This window comes from Xanthomonas graminis pv. graminis, from assembly GCF_030168915.1.
GTDB lineage: Bacteria > Pseudomonadota > Gammaproteobacteria > Xanthomonadales > Xanthomonadaceae > Xanthomonas_A > Xanthomonas_A translucens.
Window position 1 is genome coordinate 2,313,345 of the sequence record NZ_CP076255.1, and the last position, 14,773, is coordinate 2,328,117.

11 protein-coding genes and 1 riboswitch are annotated in these 14,773 nt (G+C 68.8%); of the genes, 4 read left to right on the forward strand and 7 right to left on the reverse strand.

Features of this window, described 5'->3' with window-relative positions; all coding sequences use genetic code 11:
- The first annotated feature begins 31 nt into the window (after positions 1-31).
- Entirely contained in the window at positions 32-658 is a 627-nt protein-coding gene (gene lolA / locus KHF85_RS10110) for an outer membrane lipoprotein chaperone LolA (RefSeq protein ID WP_185820125.1), read from the forward strand.
- Positions 659-721: 63 nt separating this feature from the next.
- On the opposite strand, the gene xopZ is transcribed toward lolA, so the two are convergent.
- Complete coding sequence (gene xopZ / locus KHF85_RS10115; RefSeq protein ID WP_284569445.1) at positions 722-4,864, reverse strand: XopZ family type III secretion system effector; 4,143 nt, start codon at positions 4,862-4,864, stop codon at positions 722-724.
- Positions 4,865-5,215: 351 nt separating this feature from the next.
- On the opposite strand from xopZ, the gene KHF85_RS10120 reads away from it, so the two are divergent.
- Complete coding sequence (locus KHF85_RS10120; protein ID WP_409976700.1) at positions 5,216-6,523, forward strand: replication-associated recombination protein A; 1,308 nt, start codon at positions 5,216-5,218, stop codon at positions 6,521-6,523.
- 136 nt (positions 6,524-6,659) lie between these two features.
- A riboswitch (Fluoride riboswitch) is annotated at positions 6,660-6,730 on the forward strand.
- 82 nt (positions 6,731-6,812) lie between these two features.
- A complete protein-coding gene (locus KHF85_RS10125) occupies positions 6,813-8,183 on the forward strand; it encodes a voltage-gated chloride channel family protein (RefSeq protein WP_284569447.1) in 1,371 nt (456 codons plus the stop codon).
- A 193-nt stretch (positions 8,184-8,376) separates the two neighbouring features.
- Here KHF85_RS10125 and KHF85_RS10130 read toward each other — a convergent pair whose 3' ends face one another.
- The 3 genes from KHF85_RS10130 to KHF85_RS20635 form a co-directional block, all read right to left on the reverse strand.
- A complete protein-coding gene (locus KHF85_RS10130; RefSeq protein ID WP_409976686.1) occupies positions 8,377-8,511 on the reverse strand; it encodes a hypothetical protein in 135 nt (44 codons plus the stop codon).
- Positions 8,512-8,660: 149 nt separating this feature from the next.
- Complete coding sequence (locus KHF85_RS20630) at positions 8,661-8,819, reverse strand: hypothetical protein (protein WP_409976687.1); 159 nt, start codon at positions 8,817-8,819, stop codon at positions 8,661-8,663.
- Between the two features lie 84 nt (positions 8,820-8,903).
- A complete protein-coding gene (locus KHF85_RS20635) occupies positions 8,904-9,254 on the reverse strand; it encodes a PepSY domain-containing protein (protein ID WP_409976688.1) in 351 nt (116 codons plus the stop codon).
- Between the two features lie 203 nt (positions 9,255-9,457).
- On the opposite strand from KHF85_RS20635, the gene avrBs3 reads away from it, so the two are divergent.
- A complete protein-coding gene (gene avrBs3, locus KHF85_RS10140; protein WP_284569448.1) occupies positions 9,458-13,090 on the forward strand; it encodes a type III secretion system effector avirulence protein AvrBs3 in 3,633 nt (1,210 codons plus the stop codon).
- A 3-nt stretch (positions 13,091-13,093) separates the two neighbouring features.
- On the opposite strand, the gene KHF85_RS10145 is transcribed toward avrBs3, so the two are convergent.
- The 3 genes from KHF85_RS10145 to KHF85_RS10155 all read right to left on the reverse strand — a co-directional run bounded on the left by KHF85_RS10145 (position 13,094) and on the right by KHF85_RS10155 (position 14,742).
- Positions 13,094-13,345: a hypothetical protein gene (locus tag KHF85_RS10145; protein ID WP_284566594.1), complete on the reverse strand. Its 252-nt coding sequence runs from the start codon at positions 13,343-13,345 to the stop codon at positions 13,094-13,096.
- Between the two features lie 131 nt (positions 13,346-13,476).
- On the reverse strand, positions 13,477-13,608 hold the full coding sequence (locus KHF85_RS10150) for a hypothetical protein (protein ID WP_284566595.1): 132 nt from the start codon (positions 13,606-13,608) through the stop codon (positions 13,477-13,479).
- A 168-nt stretch (positions 13,609-13,776) separates the two neighbouring features.
- A complete protein-coding gene (locus KHF85_RS10155) occupies positions 13,777-14,742 on the reverse strand; it encodes a retroviral-like aspartic protease family protein (protein ID WP_284566596.1) in 966 nt (321 codons plus the stop codon).
- Positions 14,743-14,773 lie beyond the last annotated feature (31 nt).

Below are 14,773 nucleotides of genomic sequence, written 5' to 3' on the forward strand. Positions count from 1 at the left end.
CTTCCCACACTCCATCCGGAACTCCATCCGCATGCTTCGCACACTCCGCTATACCGTCCTCGCCAGCGCGCTGCTGGCCGGCAGCGCCTTCGCCGGCGCGCGCGACGACCTGAACACCTTCACCCGCGGGCTCAAGGGCCTGGACGGCCAGTTCGCGCAGAAGGTCTACGACGGCAAGGGCGCGCTGAAGGAAACCGCCAGCGGCCGCGTCGCGCTGTCGGCGCCGCGCCTGTTCCGCTGGGAATACCGCAAGCCCTATACGCAGCTGATCGTCGCCGACGGCGCCAAGGTCTGGGTCTACGATCCGGACCTGAAGCAGGCCACGGTGCGCACCCAGGGCGCCGAGGAACAGAACAGCCCGCTGACCGCGCTGATCGACCCGGGCAAGCTGGACCGCCAGTACGACGTCAGCGAGGAAGCGGTGGCGCGCGACGGCCTGCAGTGGCTGTCGATGACGCCGAAGGTGGACACCGAGGCCAGCTTCCAGATCGCCAAGCTCGGCTTCGACGGCGGCGGCCTGGCGCGGATGGAGGTGGTGGACGCGGTCGGCCAGCGCACCGAGATCAGCTTCAGCGGCTGGAAGCGCAACCCGGCCTTCGCCGCCGGCACCTTCCGCTACGTGCCGGACAAGGACGTGGACGTGGTCGGCGACCGCTGAGGCGCCGGGCGGGCCTGGGTTGCGGCAGGGCAGGGCTGGTCTGCCGGCGCCAGGCCGGCGCGTTCACGGCACCGGTTCGTAAGGCGTCCATTGGCCGACCGTGCGCATCGCTTCGGCCATCTGGTTGGTCTGGCGTTTGACGAAGAAGTCGATGCCGCGCTCGCGCTGGCGCTTGCCCTTCTCGCGCAGGATCAGCATGGTGGGTTCCCAGATCGCGGGCTGGCTCAGCAGCGCGTCGAAGTCGCGCTCGGCCTGCGCCGCCTCCGCCTCGCGCCCGGCCATGCGCAGCAGCTGGCTCTGCGCGCGCAGCGCGTCCAGGCGCGGCGCGGCCTCGGGCTGCAACACCCAGTCCACGATCAGCGAGGCGAAGCGGTTGTCGCGCATATGCACGCGCACTCGGTCCATGAAGTCTTCCAGCTGGCGCTCGGCCACCAGGTAAAGGCGCTGTTCGTCGACCTTGCCGCGCAGCTTGGCGACCCCGTAATTGGTCCATAGCGGCCAGTTGCGGCGCACATCGCGTTCGAACTGAGCGAAGCTCTGGAACTCGAACCCGCGGTCGGTGCGCACCGGATCGATTTCGTTGTTGAACATCCACAGCGTGGTGAACGTGGTGCTGCCGGCCGAATGCAGTTCCTTGCTGAAACCCAGCTCGAGCGTGCCGGTGGACAGCCGCGCCACCGGCGTGGGCGCGGCATCCGCCACGGCGGGGCGATGCCACTGCTGGGCGACCACGCTGGCCGAAGCGCGCGCGGCCAGATCGACCCTGGACTGCGCGGTCGAATCCTTCAGCAGCATGTTCATATAGCCGGCGATCGGGGTCTGCGAGCTGGCGCTTTCGCGGCGCGCCTTGACCCCCACGGACGCGCCGAGCGTGGCGCGTCGCGGCCGACCGTCCAGCTCCCCCACGCGCACACCGGCGGTGGCGGCGATGCTGGATTCGGTGCTCGACGAGGTGCGCTGGGCAGCGTCGATCACACCGACGGTGATGCTGGGATGCTCCGCCAGCAATGCTCCCAGCAGGTCGCGTTGCGCAAGCGGCACGCCGTCGCTGTCGGGTTCGCCGGCCAGGCGCAACAGATGCTCGAACATGGCCAGGAATTGCGCGCGCTGCTCCAGTTCGTGGCCTTTGCCGCGCCGTGGCACGCGGATCTGCACGCCATTTTCTAGACTCGACTCCATCTTCAGGCGCCAGTCGGCGGTTGCGCCCAGGCCCACCGGCGCGGCGTCGGTGCCTGGCAGCAGCAAACCGCCGCTGATTCCCGCCGCGGCCTGCAGCTGCCGCGTCGCCTGTCGCCCGATCTGCAGCGATAGGCCGGTGCGTCCCATGTAGATTTCCACCGACGCCTCGGTGCTGGCCTGTCCGCCCAGCGCCAGCTTCAGGCCGAGCCCGGCGGGGATCACCGCCAGCGCGGCCGACAGCGGCGCTGCGTTGAGGCCGAGCACGCGTTGTTCGGTGATGCGCAGCTTGTCGCGCCATGCCAGATGGCCGAGCAGGTCGCGCAGCGCATCGAACAAGGCCTCTGGCGATCGGACGCGGGCGCTGTCGCCATCGTGCAGCAGACGGCTGGCGCTGGCGACGGCCTGATGGAAACGTTGCCGTTCGGCCGATTCCAGCGTGTCCTCGCCGGCGCCTGCGTCGGCCTGCTCGCGGTGGTCGAGCAGGCCGCGCTGGAGCAGGCGCATCATGTCCGGCAGGCGCATGCCGCCAGCGTGCAAGGCGCTCCAGGCGGCCGCGACCGCAGGATGGCATGCGGCCGTGGGTCCAGCCGGGTCGGTGCCCGCCGACCGCGCAGCGTGGTCTTGCAGATCCCGTGCGCGCCGCTCGATGTCGCGCAGCAGTCTGGGGGTGAAGGCGAGCCGGGTCAGATCTTGTTCGGCCGGGCTCCAGTGCACGCATTCGGCAAGCGCCTGCAGCGCCAGCTCCTGCGGGGCCGGCATCTGCCCAGCCGCCCGCTGGGCATGGCGGCGTTCGCTCAGCCAGGCGGTCAGGTGCGCCGCCGCCTTGCGCAGTTCCTCGCCGGCGCGCCGCGCCGGGGTGGGCAGCGCTTCGGCAGCGCCCACCCGGGTTCCCAGGTGCAGCGCATGCAAGGGGTTGAGTTGGCCGCGCGGTGCGCTCGCGCTGCCGGCACGTGCCCATTGCGCGAACATCTGCAGGCTGGCGTTGACCTGCGTATAGGGCGAGCCGTCGGCAGTGCTCTCATAGCCGTTGCGCAAGGCGTGGAACGCGCTGCGTTGCATCTGTGTGGCCGCCTGCAAGCCGTCGCTCGGCGATGCGCCATGCAGTGCATGCTGCGCCCCGGCCTGGGCCGCGGCCAGCCAGGTGCGCTGGGCGTCCTGCGCCTCGTCGGTGTGCGCATGCAACTGGCCAGCGCGCAGATAGACCTGCGCGGCCTCCCGCTGGTCCCTGGACGGCGCCGTTTGCTCGGCCCGCAGCATCTGCGCAAGCACCTGCATGCCGCGCGGCACCCCAGCCAGCAAGCCGACGCAGGCGGCGGCGGCCTCGGGCAACGCCGGCGTCTCGGTCCCCGGCGCCGGCACCAGCTCGCGCAACCCGATCGCACTCAGCGCGCGCAGGGTCTGCGCGGCCTGCGCGCTGTCGCCGTTGCTGGCGATCGACAGCGCCTGCAAGCCGATTCCAATGGCGTCGGCCGGCGACAATGCGTCGCTGCCGAACGCCGCGGCACGCGCCTGCACCGCGGCGGCCCAGGTGCGCAAGGTCTGCTGGTCGGCGGCGCACAGCGGCTGCGCATGTAAGCCTGGCAGGGCCTCGAGCAGGCGTTCGGCGGCGTCAGTGGTGGTGCTGGCGCATGCCGCCTGCGCCGCAGCGTGCTGCGCTTCGGCCGTGGACAGCTCCTGCTCCACCTGGACCACGGCCTGTTCCATCCGGCCTTGCGCTTCCTCGAGCGCCTGCACGGTCCGGTCCTGCTGCCAGAGTTCGCTGGTAGTGACCTGCGACGACTGCCGCGCCTGCTGCAACTGCGTGTCCACGCGCCGCAATTCGTCCTGCAGCCGCCGCTTGTGCCGCTGGCAACGCGCGCCGTGATCGCGTTGCAAGGCCTGCATGCGTTCGTGTTGCACGAGTTGGTTGCGAAGGGGGTGCGTCTGCGTGTCTGCCGGGCCGCAAGCAGCGGATGCCGACGTGGAGGCGTTTGCCGCGCCCGGCGTGCCTTGCGCGCCTCGTTGCAGGGAGTGCAGCTGTGTCTGTGCCTGCGCATGCGCGTGTTGCAGCGCTTCCAGTTCGGCATTGGCGTCCGCGAGTTGTTGCGCCAGCGCCTCGGCTTGCGCGCCGCCGCGGCCGAAGAAGACCGCCTTGGCCAGTGCGTTGCCATTGCTGCGTGCGCGGCCGAGTTCGCCTTCGAGCCGGGCCAGCGTCGCGCGCGCCTGGGCGATGGCGGCATCCGCCTGCGCCGCGGCCGACGGCGATCCGGCCGGCGCCGCGGATCGCGGCGGCTGGCTGGGGCGGGGCGCGGCCGCCAGGGCGTCGCGCGTGGCCGCGATCTTCGGCTCCAGGTCCAGCAGCGCGGCGGCCGCCGCGTCCGCTTGCGCATCGCACTGCTGCATCTGCCGCAGCAGGTCGTCGCGTTGCTGGCTGAGTCGGGCGATGCGGTCGCCGAGGTTGCCGGCGCGGCGCGCCAGCAACGCCAAGCGCTCGCGCGCCGCCTGCAAGGTCTGGGTATGCGCGTATTTCAGTTCGCCGGCATGGCGCCGGGCGATGCCGGTGGCGAGGCGGCCATTGGCGTGCTCCAGGTGCGACAGCAACGCCGCATTCAGATCCGGCGCGTCAGCGGGCTGTGGCGAGTCAGCCTCGGGCTGGCGCGGCGCGGCGCGCTGCGCGTTGTCGGCAGGGCTGGCGGAGGAGGACGCATAGCGAAGCAGTTCGCGATGGGGCAGCGGCGTGCCGCTGTCCAGTCCCAGGATCGCGCCTGCCTTGCGCCAGGGCAGGGTCCATGAGCGCTGTTTGTCCGCGCTGACCGGGGTGAATGCAACCGCCTTGTTCCGCTCGGCCTTTTGCAACAGTGCGGCCGACCAGGTCAGGGGCGCATCCTGCGCTGCGATCAGTTCGGCTTCGAACGCGCTTGGCTCGGGAGTGGCCAGCTTGTTGTGGGTTTGCCGCCGTGCCGAGGGGGCGGATGGATGCGAGACGGTTTCGGCCATGCCCGGCAGGCAGGCCGAAACACCATACGGCCGCAGTGGAAACTTAGGCATAGGAATGATTCGCGCAATGACATTTTCACGTTCGCGATGCCTTCTATGGTTTCGCTTTGGCGTGCGATGGCCAGCCGTGGCCTCCGGGCTTGCGGCAGCGTGGCGCAGAAAGTCCCATGACCCGGTCGATCGCGAAGACCGGTTGGCGAAGTGGTGTGTTGAAAACGGAACGGTCGCCGGCAGTGCGGCAGTGGATGTACGCCAGCGGCTGGCCGCTGCGCCAGCGCTCGCGAGCGCCGGCGCCGGCTGCAGTGCCGCACGTTGCACGCAGCTGGGCGATAGAATGGGCGGGTGGCCAAGCGCAGACTCCTCGCCGATACCCCCGATCTGCTGAGCGTGGATCGCGATGCGATGCGCCCGCTGGCCGAGCGCATGCGCCCGCGCACGCTCGAGGAGATGGTCGGGCAGAAACGCCTGCTGGCGCCGGCCAGCGCGCTGCGCCGCGCGGTTGAATCCGGGCGCGTGCATTCGATGATCCTGTGGGGGCCGCCGGGTTGCGGCAAGACCACCCTGGCGCTGCTGCTGGCGCACTATGCCGAGGCCGAATTCAAGGCGATCTCGGCGGTACTGTCCGGGCTGCCGGAGGTGCGGCTGGTGCTGGCCGACGCCGCGCAGCGCTTCGCCGACGGGCGCCGCACGGTGCTGTTCGTGGACGAGGTGCACCGCTTCAACAAGGCGCAGCAGGACGCGTTCCTGCCGCACATCGAGCGCGGCACCATTGTGTTCGTCGGCGCCACCACCGAGAACCCGTCGTTCGAACTGAACTCGGCGCTGTTGTCGCGCTGCCGCGTGCACGTGCTGGAATCGGTGTCGCCGCAGGACATCGTCGAGGCGCTGCAGCGTGCGCTGCACGATAGCGAGCGCGGCCTGGGCGGCGAGGCGATCCGGGTCGCGGACGCGGCGCTGCTGGAGATCGCCAGCGCCGCCGACGGCGACGTGCGGCGCGCGCTGACCCTGCTGGAGATCGCCGCCGAGCTGGCCCAGGGCGAGGACGGCGAGATCACCGCGCAGACCCTGCTGCAGGTGCTGGCCGACCGCACCCGCCGCTTCGACAAGGGCGGCGAGCAGTTCTACGACCAGATCTCTGCGCTGCACAAGTCGGTGCGCAGTTCCAATCCGGATGCGGCGCTGTACTGGCTTACGCGCATGCTCGACGGCGGCTGCGACCCGTCCTACCTGGCGCGGCGCCTGACCCGCATGGCGATCGAGGACATCGGCCTGGCCGATCCGCGCGCGCAGCAGATGGCGCTGGAAGCCTGGGACATTTACGAGCGGCTGGGCAGCCCGGAAGGCGAGCTGGCCTTCGCGCAGTTGGTGCTGTACCTGGCCAGCACCGCCAAGTCCAACGCCGGCTACGCCGCGTTCAACCAGGCCAAGGCCGAGGTGCGCGAGAGCGGCACCCAGGAAGTGCCGCTGCATCTGCGCAACGCGCCGACCAAGCTGATGAAGAACCTCGGCTACGGCGAGCATTACCAGTACGACCACGACGCCGAGGGCGGCATCGCCCTGGATCAGACCGGGTTTCCGGATGCGATGGGCGAGCGCGTGTACTACCGGCCGGTGGAGCGCGGCCTGGAGATCAAGCTCAAGGACAAGCTCGACCGTTTGCGCGCCGCGCGTGAGCAGGCGCGGGCCGACAAGGCCAAGCCACCGCCGTAATCGACGGCGCCGCAGGGGACCGTCCTGCGCAGCGCTTTGCGCAACGTCGCCGCCGCTGCGGCTGGATCGTCCGCCGAATTGCAGGGCAGGGCACATCGGCTCGCGGCTGGACACGCTTCTGGCCGCGTTCCATAATGTGCTCACAGGAGATGGCGTTCCTCCTTCAACCACTGCCCCTACGGCGCAGTTGATGACGCCTACAGACACCTGACCACGGTCGGGGCTGTAGGCGCATGCGTCCGCTTCCCTTGCTGTCGGTCAGTCCGATCCCTTCGAGCAGACTAGACCGATGCGCATATTCCGCCGACCCGAACAACTCGAACTGTTGCCTTATCTGGGCAAGTGGCTGCTGATCGCCAGTGTGGTTGGCCTGCTTGCAGGCACCGCCTCCGCGTTCTTCCTGTTTTCCCTCGATCGCGCCACGGCCTGGCGCGAAGCGCACCGCTGGGTCATCTGGCTGCTGCCCGCGGCCGGATTCGGCGTCGGGCTGGTCTATCACCTGCTGGGCAAGGGCGTCGATGGCGGCAACAACCTGATCATCGACGAGATCCACGACCCCAGGAAGGTCGTGCCCTTGCGCATGGTGCCGCTGGTGCTGGGCGGAACGGTGGTGTCCCATCTGTTCGGCGCATCGGTCGGTCGCGAGGGAACCGCCGTGCAGATGGGCGCGGCGCTGGCCGACCAGCTCACGCACGTGTTGCGCATGCAGCGTCAGGACCGGCGCATCCTGTTGATGGCCGGCATCAGCGCCGGCTTCGCCTCGGTGTTCGGAACGCCGTTGGCCGGCGCTGTGTTCGGCCTGGAAGTGCTCGCGATCGGGCGCATGCGCTACGACGCGCTGTTCCCGTGCATCGTCGCCGCGATCGTCGCCGATCAGGCGTGCCTGGCGTGGGGCGTTCATCACACGCACTATGCGGTGGGTCAGGTGGTGCCAGTCGGCGTGTCGAGCGTGCTGGCGGTGGTCGCCGCGGGCATCGTGTTCGGCCTGGTCGGCATGCTGTTCGCCACTGCCACGCACCGGCTCGGCGCGCTGGTCAAACGTTGCATCGGCTATGCGCCGCTGCGGCCGGCCGTGGGCGGCATCGTGGTCGCCATTGCGGTGTGGGCGCTCGATGGCTACCGCTACATCGGTCTGGGCATTCCCGACATCGTGCGTTCCTTCCAGCAGCCGATGGCGCCGTGGGATTTCTTCGGCAAGCTGGCGTTTACCGTGGCCTCGCTGGGGACCGGCTTCAAGGGCGGGGAAGTCACGCCGCTGTTCTACATCGGCGCGACCCTCGGCAACGCGCTGGCGCCGCTGCTGCACCTGCCGTTCCCGCTGCTGGCCGGAATCGGCTTCGTCGCCGTTTTCTCCGGCGCCGCCAATACGCCGATCGCCACGACGCTGATGGCCATGGAGTTGTTCGGCGTCGACATCGGCCCGCTGGCGGCGATCGGTTGCGTCACCGCGTACCTGTTCTCGGGCCACACCGGCATCTACCACGCCCAGCGCGTGGGCCATGGCAAGCACCGCGGCCTTCGGCAGGCCGTTCCGGAGGCCTTGCGTATTGCCGAGCTGGGGCAGTTTCGCGCGCAACAACAGCGGCAGGCCGGAGAACGATCGCCAACGCCGCAGGGCGATACCGCGTCCGCAAGCGCGAGCGAGGAGGGCGTCCAGTGAGCGAGGGCAGCCAGCAGCCTATTGGCGCGCTGCGGCTGTAGTTCCCGATCTCCAGCACAGCCGGGGCCACGCGATTCAGCTTTTTCACCGAGCCGGACCGCCAGCACCTGCATCCGCCGATCGGCATGCGCTGGCGGCGGATTGGGCATCGCAATGCCGGTATCGCGGTAGCCAGGCCGGGCAGCGTATCGGCTCAGCACAGCAGCGCCGCGGCCAGCCCCAACGGCGGCGCCGCCAGCGCCAGCGGCACGATGGCGCGCGGCCGGTACGGCAGCAGGCCGTAGGTCAGCAGCGCGGCGCTGGCGCTGAGCGTGCCCAGCCACAGCACCGGCCGATGCTCCAGCCCGGCGCTGTCACGCAGCAGGCGAACGCCGCGGCCAGCAGTAGCCAGCCGCCGCTGCGCCCCGTATAGCTCCAAAGCGCATTGAGCACTGGCAGCAGCCCGAATAGCGCGGCGCCCAGGTACAACTGCCAGGCCTACATCGCGCGTTCGGGCCAGACGAAGGCGCCCAGCAACGCCGCGGCCCAGGCGAGGAAGAACACTGCCGCTTCCTGCTCCGGGCGCTCGGCCGCAGACACCGGGATCAGCTGCTTGCCCCAGAAGTAGGCGGCGAAGGCGATCGGCAATCCGGCCACCGCGCCGATGTTCAGCGCATCGACCAGGCGCAGGCCGACGCCGATCCGGCCTGCCTTGGCATGCTTGGGCCGCTCCTTGATCGCTCACAGGATCACGCCACTGGTCACCATCAGGCAGCTGAGCAGGCCGGAACCGAAGAACAGCCAGCGCAGTCCGGACCCGGCGAAGTGCGCCAGGTGCAGGCCGTACAGCGTGCTGCGGGTCTGCGTTGCGGCGGCGGGGCTGCCGCTGCGCGCCAGGATCTGCCGGTTGCGGGCGTCCAGCAGCAGCACCGGCGGGTCGTAGGCCAGGCGCCGGCCCTCGTCCTGGCGGATCTCGATCACCGCCGCGGCGTCGCCGGGGTTGTACAGCGAGAATCCGGCGATCGGCGCCTGCGCGCCCCATTCGGTGCGGGCCACGTCCAGCAGGCGCGCGATCGGCATCAGAGACTTCATGATCCGGGTCTGTTCGACCACGTTGTAGAACTGGCCGGCGTCTGCCGGGTTCCCGTTCCACTGCGCCTCAAACCCGGTAGTCGAGGGTTCCCAGGATTATCGGAATCGGAAGTTGTGCCCTGCTATGCGAATTTGGAGAAACCGCGTCGGGACCAGAGACCTTAGTCTTGAGGCGACGACGTTCTCTGAAAGAGCAATGCCTGATGGATCCCATTCGTTCTCGCACGCCAATTCCTGCCCGCGAGCTTCTGGCCGGATCCCAATCGGATGGGGGCCAGCCGGATGGGGTCCAGCCGACTGCAGATCGGGGGGTGTCTCCGCTTGCTGGTAGCCCCCTGGATGGCTTGCCCGCTCGGCGGACGATGTCCCGGACCCGGCTGCCGTCGCCCCCTGCAAGCGTGCCTGCGTTACGTCAGGTTGATCCGTCGCTTTTTGATTCGATGCCTGCCTTCGGCGCTCATCATGCACAGGCTGCTCCAGGCGTGTTGGATGGGTTGCAATCGGGTCTGCGTGCAGCCGATGACCCGCAGCCCCCCGTGCGCGTCGCTGTCACTGCCGCGCGGCCGCCGCGCGCCAAGCCGGCCCGGCGGCCACGGCGTGCTGCGCAAACCTCCGACGCTTCGCCTGCCGCGGATGTGGATCTAAGCAGGTTCGGCTACAGCCAGCAGCAACAGGAGAAGATCAAACCGACGGTTCGTTCGACAGTGGCGCAGCACCACGCGGCACTGGTCGGCCATGGGTTTACACACGCGCACATCGTTGAGCTCAGCAAACACCCGGCAGCGTTAGGGACCATCGCGGCCAGGTATTCGGAGATGATTGCGGCGTTGCCAGAGGCCACACACGAAGACATCGTTGGCGTCGGCAAACAGTGGTCGGGCGCACGGGCCCTGGAGGCCTTGCTCACGGTGGCGGAAGATTTGAGAAGTCCACCGTTACAGTTGGACACAGGCCAACTCCTCAAGATTGCAAAACGTGGCGGCGTGACAGCGGTGGAGGCCGTGCATGCATCGCGCAATGCGCTGACTGGCGCCCCCCTGCACCTGCGACCGGACCAGGTGGTGGCCATCGTCAGCAATAATGGCGGCAAGCTGGCGCTGGGGACGGTGCAGCGGCTGTTGCCGGTGCTGTGCAAGCCCCCCCATGGCCTGACCCGGGACCAGGTGGTGGCTATCGCCAGCAATAATGGCGGCAAGCAGGCGCTGGAGACGGTGGAGCGGCTGTTGCCGGTGCTGCGCAAGCCCTCCTATGGCCTGACCCCGGACCAGGTGGTGGCCATCGCCAGCCACGATGGCGCCAAGCCGGCGCTGGAGACGGTGGAGCGGCTGTTGCCGGTGCTGTGCAAGCCTCCCTATGGCCTGACCCCGGACCAGGTGGTGGCCATCGCCAGCCACGATGGCGCCAAGCTGGCGCTGGAGACGGTGGAGCGGCTGTTGCCGGTGCTGTGCAAGCCCCCCTATGGCCTGACCCCGGACCAGGTGGTGGCCATCGCCAGCCACGATGGCGGCACGCAGGCGCTGGAGACGGTGGAGCGGCTGTTGCCGGTGCTGTGCAAGCCCCCCTATGGCCTGACCCCGGACCAGGTGGCGGCCATCGCCAGCCACGATGGCGGCAAGCCGGCGCTGGAGACGGTGGAGCGGCTGTTACCGGTGCTGTGCAAGCCCCCCTATGGCCTGACCCCGGACCATGTGGTGGCCATCGCCAGCAAGACTGGCGCCAAGCCGGCGCTGGAGACGGTGCAGCGGCTGTTGCCGGTGCTGTGCAAGCCTCCCTATGGCCTGACCCCGGACCAGGTGGTGGCCATCGCCAGCAATGGCGGCGGCACGCAGGCGCTGAAGACGGTGCAGCGGCTGTTGCCGGTGCTGTGCAAGCCCCCCCATGGCCTGACCCGGGACCAGGTGGTGGCTATCGCCAGCAATAATGGCGGCAAGCAGGCGCTGGAGACGGTGCAGCGGCTGTTGCCGGTGCTGCGCAAGCCCCCCCATGGCCTGACCCGGGACCAGGTGGTGGCTATCGCCAGCAATAATGGCGGCAAGCAGGCGCTGGAGACGGTGCAGCGGCTGTTGCCGGTGCTGCGCAAGCCCCCCTATGGCCTGACCCCGGACCAGGTGGTGGTCATCGCCAGCAAGACTGGCGGCACGCAGGCGCTGGAGACGGTGCAGCGGCTGTTGCCGGTGCTGTGCAAGCCCCCCTATGGCCTGACCCCGGACCAGGTGGTGGCCATCGCCAGCAATATAGGCGGCAAGCCGGCGCTGGAGACGGTGCAGCGGCTGTTGCCGGTGCTGTGCAAGCCTCCCTATGGCCTGACCCCGGACCAGGTGGTGGCCATCGCCAGCAATAATGGCGGCAAGCCGGCGCTGGAGACGGTGCAGCGGCTGTTGCCGGTGCTGTGCAAGCCTCCCTATGGCCTGACCCCGGACCAGGTGGTGGCCATCGCCAGCCACGATGGCGCCAAGCCGGCGCTGGAGACGGTGCAGCGGCTGTTGCCGGTGCTGTGCAAGCCCCCCTATGGCCTGACCCCGGACCAGGTGGTGGCCATCGCCAGCAATGGCGGCGGCACGCAGGCGCTGGAGACGGTGCAGCGGCTGTTGCCGGTGCTGTGCAAGGCCCCCTATGGCCTGACCCCGGACCAGGTGGTGGCCATCGCCAGCAATGGCGGCGGCACGCAGGCGCTGGAGACGGTGCAGCGGCTGTTGCCGGTGCTGTGCAAGGCCCCCTATGGCCTGACCCCGGACCAGGTGGTGGCTATCGCCAGCAATAATGGCGGCAAGCAGGCGCTGGAGACGGTGCAGCGGCTGTTGCCGTTGCTGTGCAAGGCCCCCTATGGCCTGACCACGGACCAGGTGGTGGCCATCGCCAGCCACGATGGCGGCAAGCAGGCGCTGGAGACGGTGCAGCGGCTGTTGCCGGTGCTGTGCCAGGACCATGGCCTGACCCCGGACCAGGTGGTGGCCATCGCCAGCAATGGCGGTGGCAAGCCGGCGCTGGAAAGTATTTTTGCCCAGTTATCCAGCCCTGATCCGGCGTTGGCCGTGTTGACCAACGACCACCTCGTCGCTTTGGCCTGCATCGGCGGATGTCCTGCGCTGGATGCAGTGAAAAAGGGATTGCCGCACGCGCCGACATTGATCAGAAGAACCAATGCACGTATTCCCGAACGCACGTCCCATCGCGTTGCCGATCTCGCGCAAGTGGTTCGCGTGCTGAGTTTTTTCCAGTGCCACTCCCACCCAGCGCAAGCATTTGATGAAGCGATGAAGCAATTCGGGATGAGCAGGCTCGGGTTGTTACAGCTATTTCGCCGGGTGGGCGTCACAGAACTCGAAGCTCGCGGTGGAACGCTTCCCCCAGCCTCCCAGCGTTGGCACCGCATCCTGCAAGCATCAGGGATGAAAAGGATGACGCCGTCCTCTGCTTCGGCTCAAACTCCGGGCCAGGAGTCCTTGGATGCATTCGCCGATTCCCTGGAACGTGAACTGGACGCGGCCAGCCCAATGCACCAGGCAGGCCAGAGTCTGGCAAGCAGCCGCCGCAAACGGTCCCGATCGGACAGTGGTGTCAACCGCTCCTCGTCACAGCAGGCTACCGAGGTGCTCGTTCCCGAACAGCGCGATACGCTGCATGTGCTCCCCTTCAGTGGTTGGGGTCTAAAACGCCCGCGTACCAGGATCGGCGGCGGCCTCCCGGATCCTGGGACGCCGACGCACGGCGACCTGGCAGCGTCCAGCGCTGCGTTCTGGGAGCAAGATGCGGACCCCGTCGCAGGCGCAGCGGAAGATTTCCCGGCATTCGACGAAGAGGAGATCGCATGGTTGAGGGAGCTATTGCCTCATTGAGGCTCAGCCGGAGACTACCTGATTGACGTGGAGCCGATCCCGGAGCCGTATGGGATTGAACTCGCCGAACATCTGCTTGCCGCTCTGGACGCTGCCGTCGGCCGGCGGCGGATTGCGCCAGAACAGTTGCGCGAACGAGGAGCGTGCGCCCGGCAGTTCCACCGTCCATTGCGGCGCTTCGCGCTGCAGCAGCGCGACCGCGCGCGCGGCAACGGTCGCGGTGCTCAGCGGCGCGCGCGGCAGTTCCGGGGGCATCCAGCGGCTGATCTCGTCGCGGAAATAGCTGGCGGTCGGTGCCGGCCATGAAGATCAGCGGCAGAGCACCCAGCCGACCAGCCGCCCGGTCCAGGTATGCAGTCAGGCCCTCGACTGGCGGAATCCCTGCTTCATGGCGCGTGCCGCGGCAGCCAGGCGATGGCCAGCGCCATCGGCGCCAGCAGCGCGACGATCCCCAGCCAGGCGCGCGTGGCGAACGCCCACAACGCGCTGCAGGCGCAGACCAGGATGCCCAGCATCATCCGCTCAGCATCGCCTGCGCGCGCAGGGTCGGCCACAGCAGCGGCAGCGATGCCCGGGAGCGGCCATTGCTGCAGGTTGCGCGGACACCGCCGCGGCAACTGTGGGATGTGGCTGGGTTTGCAGCATCCATCGAACGCGTGGCATGAGCTGGAATCAGGCCAGGCGGCTCACTTGGCAACACAGCGTGACGGGCCGATCCATACCCGGCGCGCACTGTAATCGAGCGTGATGCGCATGGCGTGGAGCATGTCCACGCCGATGTTGAAGGCGTGCCCGTTGGCGTATCCGGCATCGTCGAACACCGGCAGGTCGACGACGCGCGCCACGACGTTGCGCTGGGTCGATCCCGGAAAGCGCACTGTGCCGATCGGGCCGATACGCGAAGGGATGGGCGTCTGGACGGCGCCACGCGCGGGCGGTCCGTCACGGAAAGCGGCCGAGCCGGGATCGATCTGCGCGGCGTTGGCGAAGGTGGTATTGATCATCGACGAGCGGGCGCCGCTGTCGAGCGTCGCAACGCCGGCCACGCCGTTGACCGTGACCGGCAGTGTCAATTGCTTGCCGTTTCTGATCGAACCCGCCTCGATCAGGGTTGCGCTGCGTCCGGCGAGCCGTGCCGCATTCGTGCTGCGCGGCAGCAGCGCGACGGTCTCGCACCCGGTATCCATCACCGTGATGCGGTCCATCAGCAGATCGGCGCCGACGATTCCCGCGATCTTCACGCCGTCGGTCCGGTCGGGAATGGTGTCCACGTCCAGATGCTGGATCGCCCTTCCGTCGAGCGAGAGCGACGCTACCCGCGTCGTCGTTTCCTCTACATCCCCGGTCGCGCCGCTGATGGTCGCGGTCTTGCCGGAGGGCAGACGCTGTTGCGACGCGAACCATGCATAGACCGCGCTGGTGTCGGCGCCGGTGTCGAGCATGAAGTTGTAGGGTCCCTTGCCGTTGACGAACACGGGGACCAGCAGGTGCCCGGTGATGCCCGGCGTCATCGCGACCTTCGCCGTCCCGTCGCGCGGCCAGAGGCAGGCCGCGATCAACGCGGTCAGCGCGAGGCCGCAGACGCCGAGCTTGCCTGCCGTCGGCCTGATTGGATGGACGCTGTTGTTCGGGCTGGTCGGGGAAACTGGCATGGGATGCTCCACAGTGCGGTTCGCACTCTCG